Source organism: Microbacterium sp. LTA6, from assembly GCF_045690355.1.
GTDB lineage: Bacteria > Actinomycetota > Actinomycetes > Actinomycetales > Microbacteriaceae > Microbacterium.
The window spans coordinates 3,236,090-3,251,525 of record NZ_CP147855.1; the positions used below are offsets into that span (position 1 = coordinate 3,236,090).

Sequence of the window (15,436 nt, forward strand, 5' to 3'; positions counted from 1 at the left end):
AAACGCGCAGACTGGTTAGGTCCGCCTTGCTAGCCGCCGGACCTCAGAGGCGAGCAAGATGGAGACGCCTGCCGCTCCCATCCGATCAGAAGGAGACGCACTCGTGTCGACGGTGAACAGCTTCGGTGCCAAGAGCACCCTGACGGTCGGCAGCACCGACTACGAGATCTTCCGCATCGACACGGTGCCCGGTTTCGACAACCTCCCCTTCAGTCTCAAGGTCCTCCTGGAGAACCTGCTTCGCACCGAAGATGGCGCGAACGTGACGAAGGCGCAGATCGAGGCGCTCGGATCGTGGGATGCCGCCGCTGAGCCGAACACCGAGATCCAGTTCACGCCGGCGCGCGTGGTCATGCAGGACTTCACCGGCGTGCCGTGCATCGTCGACCTCGCCACCATGCGTGAAGCCGTCACGGCTCTCGGCGGTGACGCGAACAAGATCAACCCGCTCTCTCCCGCCGAGATGGTCATCGACCACTCGGTGATCGCCGACCTCTTCGGCAGCGAGAACGCCCTCGAGCGCAACGTCGAGATCGAGTACGAGCGCAACGGTGAGCGTTACCAGTTCCTCCGCTGGGGCCAGACGGCGTTCAGCGACTTCAAGGTCGTCCCCCCTGGCACCGGCATCGTGCACCAGGTCAACATCGAGCACCTGGCCAAGGTCATCTACGACCGCGATGTCAACGGTGTCCTCCGTGCCTACCCGGACACCTGCGTCGGCACCGACTCGCACACGACGATGGTCAACGGCCTCGGCGTGCTCGGCTGGGGCGTCGGCGGCATCGAAGCCGAGGCTGCGATGCTCGGCCAGCCCGTGTCGATGCTCATCCCGCGCGTCGTCGGCTTCAAGCTCTCCGGTGAGATCCCGGCCGGTGTGACGGCGACCGACGTCGTCCTCACGATCACCGACCTGCTGCGCAAGCACGGGGTCGTCGGAAAGTTCGTCGAGTTCTACGGCGCCGGCGTGGCATCGGTCCCGCTCGCGAACCGCGCCACCATCGGCAACATGAGTCCGGAGTTCGGCTCCACGGCGGCGATCTTCCCGATCGATGACGTCACGCTCGACTACCTGCGCCTCACCGGCCGCAGCGACGAGGCCGTCGCGCTCGTCGAGGCTTACGCCAAGGAGCAGAAGCTCTGGCACGACGCCTCGCACGAGCCGACCTTCAGCGAGTACCTCGAGCTCGATCTCGGAACCGTCGTGCCGTCGATCGCCGGACCGAAGCGCCCGCAGGACCGCATTCTCCTCTCCGAGGCGAAGGCGCAGTTCGAGCAGGACATCCTCAGCTATGCGTCGGCATCGACGTCGGATGACATCGTCGATCTCGACTCGAAGCACTCGTTCCCGGCATCCGACCCCGGCTCCGTCCCCGGTGAGGAGGAGACGACCACCCGTCCCGTGCACATCAACAGCGGTGCACCGGCGAATGCGTCGAAGCCGGTGCCGGTGACCACGCCGTCGGGGGAGAAGTACATCCTCGACAACGGCGCTGTCACGCTTGCCGCGATCACGTCGTGCACGAACACCTCGAACCCGTCGGTGATGATCGCCGCCGGACTCGTCGCGCGGAAGGCCCTCCAGAAGGGTCTGAAGCAGAAGCCGTGGGTGAAGACCACGCTCGGCCCGGGGTCGAAGGTCGTCACCGACTACTACGAGAAGTCCGGTCTCGACAAGGATCTCGAAGGCCTCGGCTTCTACACCGTCGGCTACGGCTGCACGATCTGCATCGGCAACTCCGGTCCGCTGATCGAGGAGGTGTCCGAGGCGATCAACTCTCACGATCTCGCCGTCACCGCAGTCCTCTCCGGTAACCGCAACTTCGAGGGTCGCATCAGCCCCGACGTGAAGATGAACTACCTTGCCAGCCCGCCGCTGGTCATCGCGTACGCGCTGGCCGGTTCGATGCACTTCGACTTCGAGAACGATGCACTCGGAAAGGGCACCGACGGCGAAGACGTCTTCCTGCGGGACATCTGGCCGACGCCCGACGAGGTGCAGAACCTCGTCGACTCGTCGATCTCCCGTGAGCAGTTCATCAAGCAGTACTCGACCGTCTTCGAGGGCGACGAGCGCTGGAAGAGCCTGCCGACCCCGGATGACGCGATCTTCCAGTGGGATGAGAACTCGACGTACGTCCGCAAGGCTCCGTACTTCGACGGTATGACGATGGAGCTCACCCCGGTGCGCGACATCCAGGGCGCGCGCGTGATGGCGACGCTCGGCGATTCGGTCACCACCGACCACATCTCGCCGGCCGGAAACATCAAGACGGGCACGCCGGCCGCGGAGTACCTCACCGCGCACGGTGTGGATCGCAAGGACTTCAACTCGTTCGGCTCGCGCCGCGGCAACCACGAGGTGATGATCCGCGGCACGTTCGCGAACATCCGTCTGAAGAACGTCATGGTCTCGGCCGTCAACGACGGTCAGGTCGTCGAAGGCGGCTTCACGCGGGACTTCACGAAGCCGGGTGGACCGCAGTCGTACATCTACGACGCCTGCATGAACTACGCCGAGCAGGGCACCCCGCTCGTCGTGTTCGGCGGCAAGGAGTACGGTTCTGGATCGTCTCGTGACTGGGCGGCCAAGGGCACCAGCCTGCTGGGCGTCAAGGCGGTCATCACCGAGAGCTTCGAGCGCATCCACCGCTCCAACCTGATCGGCATGGGCGTCGTTCCCCTGCAGTTCCCGGCTGGGGAGAGCTGGGAGTCGCTCGGACTCGACGGCACCGAGATCGTGTCGATCGCAGGCCTCGAAGAGCTGAACTCGGGCGTGACCCCCAAGACGGTGCGCGTCACGGCGACCCCGAGCGAGAACTCGGCCGAGGGCAAGCAGCCGATCGAGTTCGACGCGGTCGTGCGCATCGACACCCCCGGTGAGGCGGACTACTACCGCAACGGCGGCATCCTGCAGTACGTGCTGCGTTCGCTGGTGTAGTTCTGAAGTGAGTAGCGCCCCGTCCGGCATCAGCCAGGCGGGGCGCTTTGCGTTGAAGAACGCGCCATAGAAATGACGGCGTGAGCCGCTGCCAACGCTAGCCCCGCTCCGGGGCCGCGACCGACGAGGGGACACCTCCATGCGCAGCGCGCTCTGCAACGCTGTCTACCAGTTCACCGGACGCCGCATCTGCTGCGGCCGCATCGCCTCCTGGACCGCCCGCATGGGGCAGCGGTGGGACGCATGCGACGTTGCGCCATGGAACCTGTAGAACGTCATCTGGCGGGCGCAGGACTGGGTGCACGGCGGGATGAGCTGACACTCTGGCAGCATCCAACGAACAGCGAAGGCCCGCGCTCCCCGGACGGGAGGCGGAGCCTTCGGAGGATCGAGTGCTACGGGCGCAGGCGCAGCACGTCGCCCGGCTGGATGGTGCCCTGCAGGTGAACGTCGTTGAAGTAGAACAGGCCTGTCCCGAACACGCAGAAGCGGGCACCGATTCCCTGGATCGCATCGCCCGGCGCGACGGTGTACGTCGTCGGGATACCGTCAACGAGGCCGACCTCGCCGACCGCGAATTCGCGCGGACCGTTGTCGACGGGTGCGTCGAGCCGCGGAGTGATCGACGGATCGTTCGGGTAGTACAGGAGAGCGCAGTCGCCGTGCATGCCATCCAGGATCGGCGCATGAGACGCGACCGGCTCATCAGCCGGAGCAGTAGCGGCATCAGTCGGAGCAGCAGCTGCGGGCTGGTTGAACAGCGCCCAGCCGCCTATATCCGACGCGACCGACGCGACAGCGGGAGCAGCCACAGCGGCGAGGCCCGCGACGACGAGCACCGACACGGTAGCGGCGACCTTCTGAGAGCGGTTCATCCGTCTCACCTTGGCACCGAACGCCAGTAAATGCCAGAGGCAGGAAGCGAAGAGCACCGCCGCCCCGTGAAAGGACTTTGGTGAGCCAGGGGCGACGTGACAGTGCCGACTTCACCGCCGCGATGGACGTGTCACGGTTGGCGCTGACGAGCACGAACGAGAACTCGTGTACGTCGAGGTCGCGCAGCTCGTATGCCGTCCGGCCGTCGCTGAGCCTGACCTTGGCAGCGTCGAGGACCTCGTAGGCGAATGACAGCTGGCGGATGCGGCCGCCCTGCAGAAGCGGCTTCGCTCTCCGGGGATTCCCGGAGAGCCGCGATAGGATCGAGGGGTTCTCGTCCGTCCGATCGGACGAGCCGCACAACGCCTGTGAGGAGGTGCAGATGCCCATTCTTCCGAGCATCTCAGGACCCCGGGATCTGGACGCGCTGTCCACCGAGCAGCTGGTGGAACTGGCTGAGGAGATCCGCGCTTTCCTTGTCGAGAACGTTTCGCGGACGGGCGGCCATCTCGGTCCTAACCTGGGTGTCGTCGAGCTGACCATCGCCCTTCACCGGGTCTTCTCCTCACCGGACGACCCCTTCATCTTCGACACCGGGCATCAGTCGTATGTGCACAAGCTGCTCACCGGGCGTCAGGACTTCTCTGATCTGCGTGTGCGTGGGGGCCTCGCCGGTTACCCGCAGCGCAGCGAGAGCCCGCACGACGTGGTCGAGTCTTCGCACGCCTCGAGCTCGCTCAGCTGGGCGGACGGGATCTCACGTGCGCTGACTGCGACCGGCCGTTCGGACCGTCATGTCGTGGCCGTCGTCGGCGATGGGGCGCTCACCGGCGGGATGACGTGGGAGGCGTTGAACAACATCTCCGACGACAATGACCGCAACCTCGTCATCGTCGTGAATGACAACGGCCGATCCTACGCGCCGACGATCGGCGGCATGTCGCGGTACCTGAACAGGGTGCGCACCGCCGCCGCGTATAAGGACCTGCACCGCAAGTCGGATCGCCTGTTCCGAGCATTCGGACCCGTCGGACGGGCCGTTTTCCGGGGCGTGCGTGGCGGAACGCATGGGTTCCTCTCGCGCTTCACGAACAACGAGGCGCTGTACTCGAATCTCGACATCAAGTATCTCGGGCCGGTCGACGGGCATGACCTGGGCGCGCTCCTGGAGACTCTCGAGCTCGCCAAGTCCTATGGCGCTCCCGTGATCGTGCACGCGATCACCGAGAAGGGCCGCGGGTACCAGCCGGCGCGTGACGATGAGGCCGACCAGTTCCATGCCGTCGGGCGCATCGACCCGACGACAGGCGAAACCTTGTCGAGTGGGGGCCAGGGGTGGACGGATGTCTTCTCCGATGCGCTCGTCGACGCAGGGCAGCGCGATCCGAAGATCATCGCGATGACGGCAGCCATGCTGCGGCCGACCGGACTCGCGCCGTTCGCTGAACGCTTCCCGGACCGGGTCTACGACGTGGGGATCGCCGAGCAGCACGCGGTGGCCTCTGCGGCAGGTCTCGCCTATGGCGGCTTGCACCCGGTTGTCGCCGTCTACGCCACGTTCATGGGTCGAGCTTTCGACCAGGTGCTGATGGATGTCGCCCTGCACCGCGCAGGCGTCACGTTCGTTCTTGATCGGGCCGGCGTCACCGGTCCCGACGGGCCGAGTCATCACGGCATGTGGGATCTGGCGATGCTGCAGATCGTCCCGAACATCCGCATCGCGGCTCCCCGTGACGGTGCCCGGCTGCGCGAGGCGCTGGACGAGGCCGTCACCATCGACGACGGTCCCACCGTCATCCGCTTCCCGAAGGGCGAGGTGGCCGCGGAACTTCCCGCGATCGAGCGCCTCGATGACGGCGTCGATGTGCTCGCCCGTGGCGAGTCCGAGGATGTGCTTCTGGTCGGGATCGGTCCCTTCGCCGCATTGGCGATGGACGTCGCTGCGCGATTGCGCGCGCAGGGGATCGGGGCGACCGTGATCGATCCGCGCTGGGCGATTCCGGTGCAAGCATCCGTCGTGACCCTGGCCGCTCGGCATCGTCTGGTGATCACGCTCGAGGATGGCATCCGCGTCGGCGGAATCGGCACGCGCGTTCGGCAGGTGCTCCGGGAATCCGGCATCGATACGGCCGTCGATGAACTCGGCCTCCCGGATCAGTTCATCGACCACGCGTCGCGCGAGCAGATCCTCGCGGATGCCGGCCTCACTGCCTCCAAGATCGCGCAGGACGTCGTGTCTCAGGTCCTCGGCACCCGGATCCCGGTCGCGCGCAACGCCGGCGAGACCGGCGCGATCGACCTCCCGCTGCACGAACGGCGCTGAGCGGCCTCAGCGGCTCGCCAAGACGTTCTTCGCTTTGCCCTCAGTTCAGGGCGTGCAGCGATGCGACCGCCTGGGCGCCGCGGTCGGTGTCGCGCAGGGCCGTCGACAGCAGGTAGCCGTCCGTCAGCGAGTCGCCGGTGACCATCACGCGGACGAGCTCCACGCCGCAGGCGCGGCGCACTTCCTCAGCGCTGGCAGCGATCACCCGGGTGTTGATCTCGTCGTTGTGCGGGAGCTCTGCGTCATCGAATCCGCGGATCACGTCTCTCAGGGCCGCGCCGACGATGTTCGACGCGCGCTCTTTGACGTTGACGACATCGAGTTCGAAGACGCGCAGATCACGGCCGGTCGGAATGGGTCGCCACTCGAAGGAGGCATGCACCCGGAACTGTCGCCCGGTGGCGCCGCTCATCTCGCGTGCGGGGAGGTCAGTCGCCCGGCACCGCACGTCGATGAGCCGGTACCAGTAGAAGAGCGGGAAAGCGCCGTGCGACCCCGGATCGAGGACGACGACTTCTCCGACTGCGCCGCCGCGGTTCGTCGGACGCCGCTGCGGACGGTTGCGGATGATCGGCTTGCCGTTTCGTGTGCGGATCGCCGCCCAGCCCTCGTCGACGGTCACGATGAAGATCTTCAGGAGAGCCGGAACGACCAGCAGAATCGTGAGGATCGCGGTGCCTGTCTTGAACAGACCCGATATTCCCTTGCCGCCCAGCATCGAGAGGAGCATGTCCATGACACCACTGTGCACGCTCCGCCGCCCGCGCGCGGCGTCCTGAGGCACAACAGCGGTGGTGTTCACGCGCTGTTCCGTGCCTGTTCCCTGCCGAGTCGTGCGGTGGAAACGCAACGACAGGCGCCGGTGCTCGATCGTTCAGGAGAGCTGCGCGAGAGTCTCCGCGAGCACGGCTTCCGCCGTCGCCGTCGCGCGGACTCGATCAACGGCGACGAGACCCACACGGGAACGTCGATCGAGGATGTCATCGACCGTCATGGCGCCTTCGGCGCGGACGGCGAACTCGATCTCTGCACGTGTGAGTTCAGCAGGGGAGGCCGCGCCCGACGTCGGAATCACGGCGCTGTCCACGAGTCGGAGTGATGCCGTCCGGCTCGGGGGTGCGCCAAGTGCGCCGGTGCTCGAGGCGAGGTCGACGGCGTCCTCGGCCATCCGACGGTATGTCGTGAGTTTGCCGCCGAGCACGTTGACGAAGCCGGATTCCGAGACGGCGACGAGATGGCGGCGGGAGATGTCCGCTGTCGAGTCTGCGCCTGAGTCCACCAGCGGGCGGAGCCCGGCGAAAGCGCCGCGGACCTGATCCCTGCGGATGGGGACAGACAGCATCCGGTTGAGATTCGACAGCAGAAACGTGATCTCGCCCTCCGTCGGGACGGCGACCCGGGGCACTGGGCCCGGCGCGTCTTCGTCCGTGAGACCGACGATGACGCGCCCATTCACCTGTGGCAAGGCGAAGACGTAGCGACTGATCGAGCCCTCGTGCGGGATGGTGAGCGCCGCGGATGGGTGACCGAGGTCGGCGGCATCGAGCACGATGTGGGTTCCCCGGCTGGGACGGACCGTGATCGACTCGTCCAGTGTGCCCGCCCAGACGCCGGTGGCATTGATGACGCTGCGCGCTCGGATCTCGAGGCGTTCGCCGGTCAGCGCATCCTCGGCCTTCGCCCCGCCACCGTGGAGCTCGAGTGCCCTCACCCGAGTGAGGATGCGGGCACCGAGACCTGCGGCGGTGCGCGCCACCGTCACGACCAGCCTGGCGTCATCCACGAGCTGACCGTCGTACGACAGCATCCCCCCTCGAAGCCCGCGCGGGTTGAGAGCGGGAACGAGAGCGTTGGCTGTGCGGGCCGAGACGAGACGTGGCGCAGGCAGCGCCTTTCGTGGGGTGCGCGCCCGCATCCGAAGCAGGTCGCCCATGCCCATGCCCGCTATGCCGGCCGCGCGCTGTCGTGCCGTCACACCGGGAGCGAAGGGGAGCAGCTGACCGAGGGGCCGGATGAGGTGCGGTGCGATGATCGTCATCAGCAGGTGGCGTTCGAAGGCGCTCTCCTTCGCGGTGGCGATGTCGCCGGTCGCGAGGTAGCGAAGACCGCCGTGCACGAGCTTGGAGCTGAATCTGCTGGTGCCGAACGCCAGGTCGTCCGCTTCGAGAAGAGTGACGCTCAGTCCACGTGACGCGGCGTCGAGCGCGACTCCGACGCCCGTGATGCCGCCTCCGATGACGAGCACGTCGACCGTCTCCTGAGCCGAGCGGCGGAGTTCTTCGGCCCGACGCGCGACATTGAGGTCGGGGGAGGGAGAGGTCATGGTCGGAGCAGCCCATCGAGCGCGGCGCGAAGCTCGCGCTCCCACGCCTCCGGGGAGATCAGCTCGGACACGGTGCCGTGCGACAGCACTGCCGATTGCGCGATGAGAAGCAGCATCACCGCGATCTCGTTCGGCTCGCCATCACGAACAGTGCCACCCTGTTGCGCCTCGCGGATGGCGATCGTCAGCCACTGCAGGATCATCCGCTGACTCGATCCGACGCGCTGCAACGTGTAGCGGGTGAAGACCTCGGGCTCGTCCTCGAGCAGTCGCCCGTAGACGGCATCGTTGCGAAAGAGCGAAGAGAACCGAAGCACGTCGTCGACCAGGTTCTGACGCGACCCGGCCCGGGCGGGGAACTGCTCGACGATTCCCGCCACGCGCCGGAGCAGAGCCGCGCGGACCACGTCGTCGGCATCGCTCCAGCTTCGATAGATGGTCGGTCGGCTGTGGCCTGCTCGCCGTGCCAGTTCGGCGATGGTGACGCCGTGTACCCCGCGGCGGCTGATCAGCGCGTCGGCCGCGTCGAGGATGCGCGACTGCGTGGCATCCCATTGCGGCGACGGCACGATCGGCGGATCGGCGATGACTTGACGTTCTTCCATGATGTGTCACACTGTAACGCATGACGCAGGAGAACGGCAGCGACGCCGCACAGTCGGAGATGCGGTGGAACGGTTGGGGCGACCCGGCCAAGGCGCAGGAACTCCCGCGAGCGGTGCGCGCTCTTCTTCCGTTGCTGCTCGGGCGGATTCGCAAGCCGGATGCACCGGTCGACCTGGGCGATGTGCACCTCGAACCCTCGGCGCTTCAGCCAGCCGATATCGAGGCGTTCTCCGAAGTCGTCGGTACCGCACACGTGGATGAGTCCGCGCAGGCGCGGATCCGTCACGCCGGGGGGCGCTCGACTCCCGACCTGCTGAGGCGACGCAGACAGCACCAGGCCGCGCCGGATGCCGTGATCCTCCCTGGCAGTCACACCGAGGTCGCTGCCGTGCTCGGCGTCGCGGCCGAGCGTGGTGTCGCGGTGATCCCGTTCGGCGGCGGAACGAGCGTCGTGGGAGCTCTCGCACCTGAGCGCGGCGCGCATCGGGGCGTCATCAGCTTGGATCTGCGGCGGCTCACCGGCCTCATCCATCTCGATGAGGTCAGCGGTGAGGCGCTCCTGGCCGCCGGCACGACGGGCCCGGACGCCGAGGCTCTGCTGACCGCACGCGGATACGAACTGGGTCACTATCCCCAGAGTTTCCGCTATGCCACGATCGGCGGATTCGCGGCTGCGCGCTCATCGGGGCAGAACTCTGCGGGCCTCGGGAGATTCGACACGATGGTCACGGGGATCCGCGTGGCTACCCCGACCGGCGACATCGAACTCGGTCGTTCACCGGGGTCGGCAGCAGGCCCGGATCTCATCCGCGTGTTCCTGGGGTCGGAGGGCATCTTCGGGGTGATCACGGAGGTCCGTGTGCGCGTGCATCCGGTACCTCGCGAACGCATCCTCGAGTCGTGGAGCTTTCCCGACTTCACCCGGGGCGCCGATGGACTGAGACAGGTCGCACAGCACGGAGGAGGACCGACGGTCATCCGCCTGTCCGACGAAGCGGAGACCGCTGTCAGTCTCGCGCAGGTGGGCAGGATCGGGAAGGCGCTCGCGAAGGGTGCCAGCATCGTCACGGTGTACGAGGGGGAGGGCATCTCCGATCGTCGCGCTCGTACGTCGGCACTGCTCACCGCCGCAGGAGGAACGTCATCCGGTGAGGGGGCGGCCGAGGAGTGGCTGGATGGACGCTTCGACGGTCCCTACCTGCGCGACGCGCTGCTGGACGCGGGCGTCTTCTGCGAGACGCTGGAAACGGCGACCACGTGGTCGAACCTGCACGCGTTGCGGTCGGCCGTGACCGCCGCTCTGCACGAAGGAATCACGGATGCAGGTGCGAGGCCGTACGTGATGTGCCACGTCTCGCACATCTACCCGACCGGCGCGTCGCTGTACTTCACGGTCCTGGCCAGCATCCGATCGGATCCTCTCGAAGCCTGGGAGGTGATCAAGGGGCGTGTGAACGATGCGATCATCGCGACGGGCGGCACGATAAGCCACCATCACGCCGTCGGACGCGATCATGCGCCGTGGCTCGAACAGGAGATCGGTGAGACGGGGGTGCGGATCCTCGCCGCGATCAAGCGCGAACTCGACCCCTCTGGGATCCTCAACCCCGGTGCCGTGATCTCGATGGATCGAGCGCGCTGACGTGGCCGAGCACATCGCGGTGCTGTCGAATCCGTTCGCGGGCAAGGGGCGAGGGCGCAGAGAGGCCGACGCCGCCGTTGCCCACCTGCGAGCTGGTGGCGCCGAAGTGAAGGTCTACACGGGGGATTCGGCGGCGTTGAGCCTGGTGCTGGCGGCGCAGGCGCTGGATGCGAATCCCCGGGTACTCGTGGTCGTGGGCGGCGACGGAACCCTGTCCGGCATCCTCGACCTCGTCTGCGCCGCTTCCGTCCCCGTCGCGCTGGTGCCGGCCGGGACCGGCAATGACCTCGCGCGGGCGCTCGGCCTGCCACGGCACGACCCGATCGCCGCGGTGGAACTTGCGCGCACCGGTGCGCGCAGAGCTATCGACGTCGGCACGATCCGCACGGCGGAGCGCACTGCCTCTTTTCTCACTATCGCGGCTCTCGGGTTCGATGCGAAGGTCAGCGACCGCACGAATCGGCTCCGTTGGCCGCATGGCGCGCTGCGGTACTACGTGGCGTTGCTCATCGAGCTCGCGCGGCTGCGTCCGATGGAGTTCTCGGTCGGATTGGACGGCGCCGCTCCGACGAACGCCGCCGGGACACTGATCGCCGTCGGCAACACCGCCAGCTACGGAGGCGGGATGCCTGTCTGCGCCGGGGCAGCACCCGATGACGGGATGCTCGACGTCGTCAGAGTCGCGCCGCTCTCGCGCATCCGTCTCCTGACTCTCTTCCCCCTGCTCCTGCGCGGGACGCACTTCACGCGCCCGGAGGTACGACACGACCGCGTGCGCGAGGTCACCGTGAGCGCCCCCGGACTCGTCGTCTACGCCGACGGCGAGCGCATCGGCGAGGATGCATGCACCATCAGTGTGCGTCCGGCCGCGCTGACCGTGATGGTGCCGGCGGCACCGGAGGTTTCCGCATGATCGAGTACGACGAAGACGTCGTTGTCATAGGGTCGGGTTTCGGCGGCTCGGTCGCGGCACTCCGACTCGTCGAGAAGGGCTACCGCGTCCTGGTGTACGAAGCGGGGCGACGCTTCGAGGACAACGACTTCGCGAAGACCAACTGGAACGTACGTCGCTACCTGTGGGCGCCTGCCCTCGGCTGCTTCGGGATCCAGCGCATTCATCGCCTCCCGCACGTGATGATCCTCGCGGGCGCCGGCGTGGGCGGCGGATCGTTGAACTACGCCAACACCCTGTACCAGCCCGGCGGCGCGTTCTTCGCGGATCCGCAGTGGGGCTCGCTGGCGGATTGGGAGACGGAACTCGCCCCGCACTACGCGACGGCGAAGAGGATGCTCGGCGTGGTCGAGCGCTATCCGCACACTGGTCCTGTCGAGCGCATCATGGCCGGTGCCGCCGAGGATCTCGGCGTGGGGAGCACTTTCCGCCACGCACCGGTCGGCGTGTGGTTCGGCAGGCCGGGAGAGCTCACGGCTGATCCGTACTTCGGCGGTGAGGGCCCGGCGCGCACCGGCTGCACGCTCTGCGGCAACTGCATGGTCGGATGCCGGGCGGGCGCGAAGAACACGCTCATGAAGAACTACCTGGCTCTCGCCGAGCGCCGAGGTGCGGTCATCGAGCCGTTGCGAACGGTGACGGACGTCCGCGAGCTCGCGGACGGCGGATTCGCCGTCACGACGCAGCGCAGCGGTGCCTGGCTGCGCCGCGGGCAGCGGACAGTGCACGCCCGCCAGGTGGTGCTGGCGGCGGGCACCTGGGGTACCCAGCAGCTTCTGCACCGGATGAAGCAATCCGGTGCTCTCCCTGGTGTCTCGGATGCCGTCGGACGTCTCACGAGGACGAACTCCGAGGCCCTCGACGGAGCGGTCGCGGTCGCCGTACCGGAATCCCTCGAGCTCGCTCGCGGTGTGGCGATCACGACATCGTTCCACGTCGACGAACGCACCCATGTCGAGAACGTGCGGTACGGCCCCGGATCGAACCTGATGGGCGCACTCGCATCGGTCATGGTCCCCGGCGACCGGCGGCTCGGACGACGTCTTCTCAGCCTCGCCGGAAGGGTTCTTCGTGCGCCGATCCGTCAGTTCCGGCTGGGATCACTCCACCGCTGGAGTGAACGCGGGATCATCGCGCTGGTCATGCAGACCGCCGACAACTCACTCACGTTGTCGCTGCGGCGACGGTTCGGGCGGTTGGCGATGACGAGCGCGCAGGGACACGGTGAACCGAACCCGAGCTATCTGCCGCAAGCGCATCGCGCAGCAGCAGCGATCGCGGCGCGGGTGCAGCAGGAAGGTGGCGTGCCCACGGAGGCCAGAGGGTCATGGCCGGAGGTCTTCGGCATCCCGATGACCGCCCATTTTCTGGGTGGTGCGGTGATCTCGGAGACGCCGGAGACCGGGGTCGTCGACCGCTACCACCGCGTGTGGGGTCATCCGAGGCTGCACGTCGTCGACGGTGCCGCTGTGCCGGCGAACCCGGGAGTGAATCCTTCGTTGACGATCACCGCGCTCGCGGAGAGGGCGATGTCCTTCTGGCCGCGCTCCGGTGTAGAGGACGAGCGCCCCGCGCAGTAGACGCACAGAAGGGGGCCGCGCTCAGCGCGGCCCCCTTCTTCTCAAGCGATCAGCGGTGATCGATCCCGCGGATCTGCGGAGTGTGGAAGGAGCCGCCGAAGGCCCTCTCCGACGCGCCCTCGCGGTCCAGGTACGGCGATGCACCACCGTCGATGAACGGCCAGCCTGCTCCGAGGATCAGGCAGAGGTCGATGTCTTCGACCTCGGGTACGACGCCCTCGTCCAGCATCAGCTTGATCTCCTGCGCGAGCCCATCCTGCACGCGGCCGAGGATCGTCGCGGCGGATGCGGGGGTGGAGCCCACAGCCGGCTTGATGACCTTCTCGGCCTGCTTGGTCCAACCGGTCACTCGACCGCCCTTGTCCTTCTCGACGACCGCATCGAGCTGGGCGAGGGCATGGAAGTTCTCGTTGGCGTAGAAGCGATCCGGGAACGCGTGCACCATGGTGTCCTGCACGTGAGCGGCGACCTTCCAGCCGACGAGGTCGATGAGCTGGAACGGACCCATCGGCAGGCCGAGCGGCGCGAACGCCTTCTCGACGTCGGCCACCGGCGTGCCCTCGTAGACGGCGCGCGCAGCCTCGCCCATGACCTTGGCCAGCAGGCGGTTCACGACGAATCCGGGAGCGTCGGCCGTGAGCACGGCGTTCTTTCCGAGGTTCTTCGCGACGACGAACGCAGTGGCGAGCGCGGCCTCCGAGGTCGCCGGCGTCTTCACGATCTCGATCAACGGCATCACCGCGACCGGGTTGAAGAAATGGAACCCGACCAGACGCTCGGGGTGAGCGAGCTTCGAGCCGATCTCCTCGACGGACAGCGACGAGGTGTTGGTCGCGAGGATGGCGTCCTCCGCGATGATCTTCTCGATCTCACCGAACACCTGCTGCTTGACGCCCACCTCTTCGAACACGGCTTCGATGACGAAGTCGCAGTCCGCGTAGAGGCTCTTGTCGGTCGTGCCGGTGACCAGCGCACGCAGCTTGTTCGCGGCGTCGGCGTCCAGACGACCCTTCGCCTCGAGCTTGCCGATCTCCTCGTGGATGTATGCCACCCCCTTGTCGACGCGGGCCTGATCCAGGTCAGTGATCAGAACCGGCACCTGCAGCTTGCGCACGAACAGCAGAGCGAACTGGCTCGCCATGAGACCGGCGCCGATGATGCCGACCTTGGCGACCTTCTTCGCCAGTTCCTTCGGCGGAGCACCGACAGGGCGCTTCGCCCGCTTCTGCACGAGATCGAAGGCGTACATGGATGCCGCGAACTGATCGCCGGCGACGAGATCGGCGAGCGCTTCGTCTTCACGTGCGAACCCGTCCGCCTTCGTTCCGCTCTTCGCCTTGTCCAGAAGGTCGAGGGCGACGTAGGGGGACTTCGGCACGGTGCCGATCTTCGACTCCAGCATGCCGCGTGCCATCTTGATCGCGATCGGCCACTTCGTCAGCCGCTCGATCTTGCCTGGCTCGTTCTTGCGATCGACCTTCTTGCCGCCGAGGACGGCGTCCGCCCAGGCGAGCGAGTTCTCGAGGTAGTTCGCCGCGGGGAAGATCGCGTCGACGATCCCGAGGTCGAATGCCTGCTGCGGCTTGAGCATCCGGTTCTGCTTGAGAGGGTTCGAGATGACGACCTCGAGAGCGTTCTCGATGCCGATCAGGTTCGGCAGCAGGTACGCGCCGCCCCATCCGGGGATGATGCCGAGGAAGACCTCGGGCAGCGCGATTGCGGCCGCCGAGGAATCGACCGTGCGGTAGGTCGAGTTCAGCGCGATCTCCAAACCTCCGCCGAGGGCCAGCCCGTTGACGAAGGCGAAGGAGGGAATACCCAGATCCGACAGCTTGCCGAGAACCTTGTGACCGAGCTGCGCGATCAGGCGTGCGTTGTCGCGCGAGCCGACCTTGCTGATGTCGGACAGATCGGCGCCGGCGGCGAGGATGTACTGCTTTCCGGTGACGCCGACCGCCTGGATCTCGCCAGCGGCGGCGCGCACCTTGAGAGCGTCCAGCGTCTCGCCGAGCTCGGTAAGGGTCGCCGGGCCGAGGGTGTTCGGGCGGTTGTGATCGCGGCCGTTGTCGAGCGTGACCAGTGCAAGAACCTTGCCGGAGGCGAGACGGACGTCGCGCACGGGAGAGTGCGTGACGACCTCGCCCTCGGTGAGGGCCTGGATGGGGGAGAAGTCGATCTCTTCGTAATTCGTCATCG

At 67.0% G+C, this 15,436-nt stretch carries 10 protein-coding genes and 1 pseudogene; 5 read left to right on the forward strand and 6 right to left on the reverse strand.

What is annotated here, in order from left to right; all coding sequences use genetic code 11:
* Positions 1-103: 103 nt before the first annotated feature.
* Complete coding sequence (locus tag LTA6_RS15375) at positions 104-2,938, forward strand: aconitate hydratase (RefSeq protein WP_363546942.1); 2,835 nt, start codon at positions 104-106, stop codon at positions 2,936-2,938.
* A 395-nt stretch (positions 2,939-3,333) separates the two neighbouring features.
* Here LTA6_RS15375 and LTA6_RS15380 read toward each other — a convergent pair whose 3' ends face one another.
* Entirely contained in the window at positions 3,334-3,813 is a 480-nt protein-coding gene (locus LTA6_RS15380) for a hypothetical protein (RefSeq protein ID WP_407359305.1), read from the reverse strand.
* A 163-nt stretch (positions 3,814-3,976) separates the two neighbouring features.
* A pseudogene (locus LTA6_RS15385) lies at positions 3,977-4,216 on the reverse strand (hypothetical protein); the annotation flags it as partial.
* Here LTA6_RS15385 and dxs point away from each other — a divergent pair.
* Entirely contained in the window at positions 4,197-6,137 is a 1,941-nt protein-coding gene (dxs, locus tag LTA6_RS15390; RefSeq protein WP_407358213.1) for a 1-deoxy-D-xylulose-5-phosphate synthase, read from the forward strand. The pseudogene LTA6_RS15385 and the gene dxs sit on opposite strands and share 20 nt — an antisense overlap.
* Positions 6,138-6,177: 40 nt before the next feature.
* Here dxs and LTA6_RS15395 read toward each other — a convergent pair whose 3' ends face one another.
* The 3 genes from LTA6_RS15395 to LTA6_RS15405 form a co-directional block, all read right to left on the reverse strand.
* Entirely contained in the window at positions 6,178-6,873 is a 696-nt protein-coding gene (locus LTA6_RS15395) for an SPFH domain-containing protein (protein WP_341974627.1), read from the reverse strand.
* A gap of 138 nt (positions 6,874-7,011) precedes the next feature.
* A complete protein-coding gene (locus tag LTA6_RS15400) occupies positions 7,012-8,460 on the reverse strand; it encodes a glycerol-3-phosphate dehydrogenase/oxidase (RefSeq protein WP_407358214.1) in 1,449 nt (482 codons plus the stop codon).
* On the reverse strand, positions 8,457-9,065 hold the full coding sequence (locus LTA6_RS15405; RefSeq protein WP_407358215.1) for a TetR/AcrR family transcriptional regulator: 609 nt from the start codon (positions 9,063-9,065) through the stop codon (positions 8,457-8,459). Before LTA6_RS15405 ends, LTA6_RS15400 begins: the two co-directional genes overlap by 4 nt.
* Before the next feature lie 20 nt (positions 9,066-9,085).
* Between LTA6_RS15405 and LTA6_RS15410 the strand changes: the two genes are divergently transcribed.
* From LTA6_RS15410 to LTA6_RS15420, 3 genes are read left to right on the forward strand one after another with little or no spacing between them, the layout of a single operon-like run.
* A complete protein-coding gene (locus tag LTA6_RS15410) occupies positions 9,086-10,708 on the forward strand; it encodes an FAD-binding oxidoreductase (RefSeq protein ID WP_407358216.1) in 1,623 nt (540 codons plus the stop codon).
* A gap of 1 nt (position 10,709) precedes the next feature.
* Complete coding sequence (locus LTA6_RS15415) at positions 10,710-11,621, forward strand: YegS/Rv2252/BmrU family lipid kinase (RefSeq protein WP_407358217.1); 912 nt, start codon at positions 10,710-10,712, stop codon at positions 11,619-11,621.
* Positions 11,618-13,240, forward strand: coding sequence for a GMC oxidoreductase (locus tag LTA6_RS15420; RefSeq protein ID WP_407358218.1), 1,623 nt, complete (start codon positions 11,618-11,620; stop codon positions 13,238-13,240). Before LTA6_RS15415 ends, LTA6_RS15420 begins: the two co-directional genes overlap by 4 nt.
* 49 nt (positions 13,241-13,289) lie before the next feature.
* Here LTA6_RS15420 and LTA6_RS15425 read toward each other — a convergent pair whose 3' ends face one another.
* Positions 13,290-15,434, reverse strand: a complete 2,145-nt coding sequence (locus tag LTA6_RS15425; protein WP_341974635.1) for a 3-hydroxyacyl-CoA dehydrogenase NAD-binding domain-containing protein — start codon at positions 15,432-15,434, stop codon at positions 13,290-13,292.
* Between the last annotated feature and the right edge of the window lie 2 nt (positions 15,435-15,436).

Bases quoted from the DNA above. Each gene is read 5' to 3' on its own strand.
- LTA6_RS15405 (WP_407358215.1), bottom strand. From the start codon at position 9,065: ATGGAAGAACGTCAAGTCATCGCCGATCCGCCGATCGTGCCGTCGCCG.
- LTA6_RS15400 (WP_407358214.1), bottom strand. From the start codon at position 8,460: ATGACCTCTCCCTCCCCCGACCTCAATGTCGCGCGTCGGGCCGAAGAA.
- LTA6_RS15410 (WP_407358216.1), top strand. From the start codon at position 9,086: ATGACGCAGGAGAACGGCAGCGACGCCGCACAGTCGGAGATGCGGTGG.
- dxs (WP_407358213.1), top strand. From the start codon at position 4,197: ATGCCCATTCTTCCGAGCATCTCAGGACCCCGGGATCTGGACGCGCTG.
- LTA6_RS15420 (WP_407358218.1), top strand. From the start codon at position 11,618: ATGATCGAGTACGACGAAGACGTCGTTGTCATAGGGTCGGGTTTCGGC.
- LTA6_RS15380 (WP_407359305.1), bottom strand. From the start codon at position 3,813: ATGAACCGCTCTCAGAAGGTCGCCGCTACCGTGTCGGTGCTCGTCGTC.
- LTA6_RS15395 (WP_341974627.1), bottom strand. From the start codon at position 6,873: ATGGACATGCTCCTCTCGATGCTGGGCGGCAAGGGAATATCGGGTCTG.
- LTA6_RS15425 (WP_341974635.1), bottom strand. From the start codon at position 15,434: ATGACGAATTACGAAGAGATCGACTTCTCCCCCATCCAGGCCCTCACC.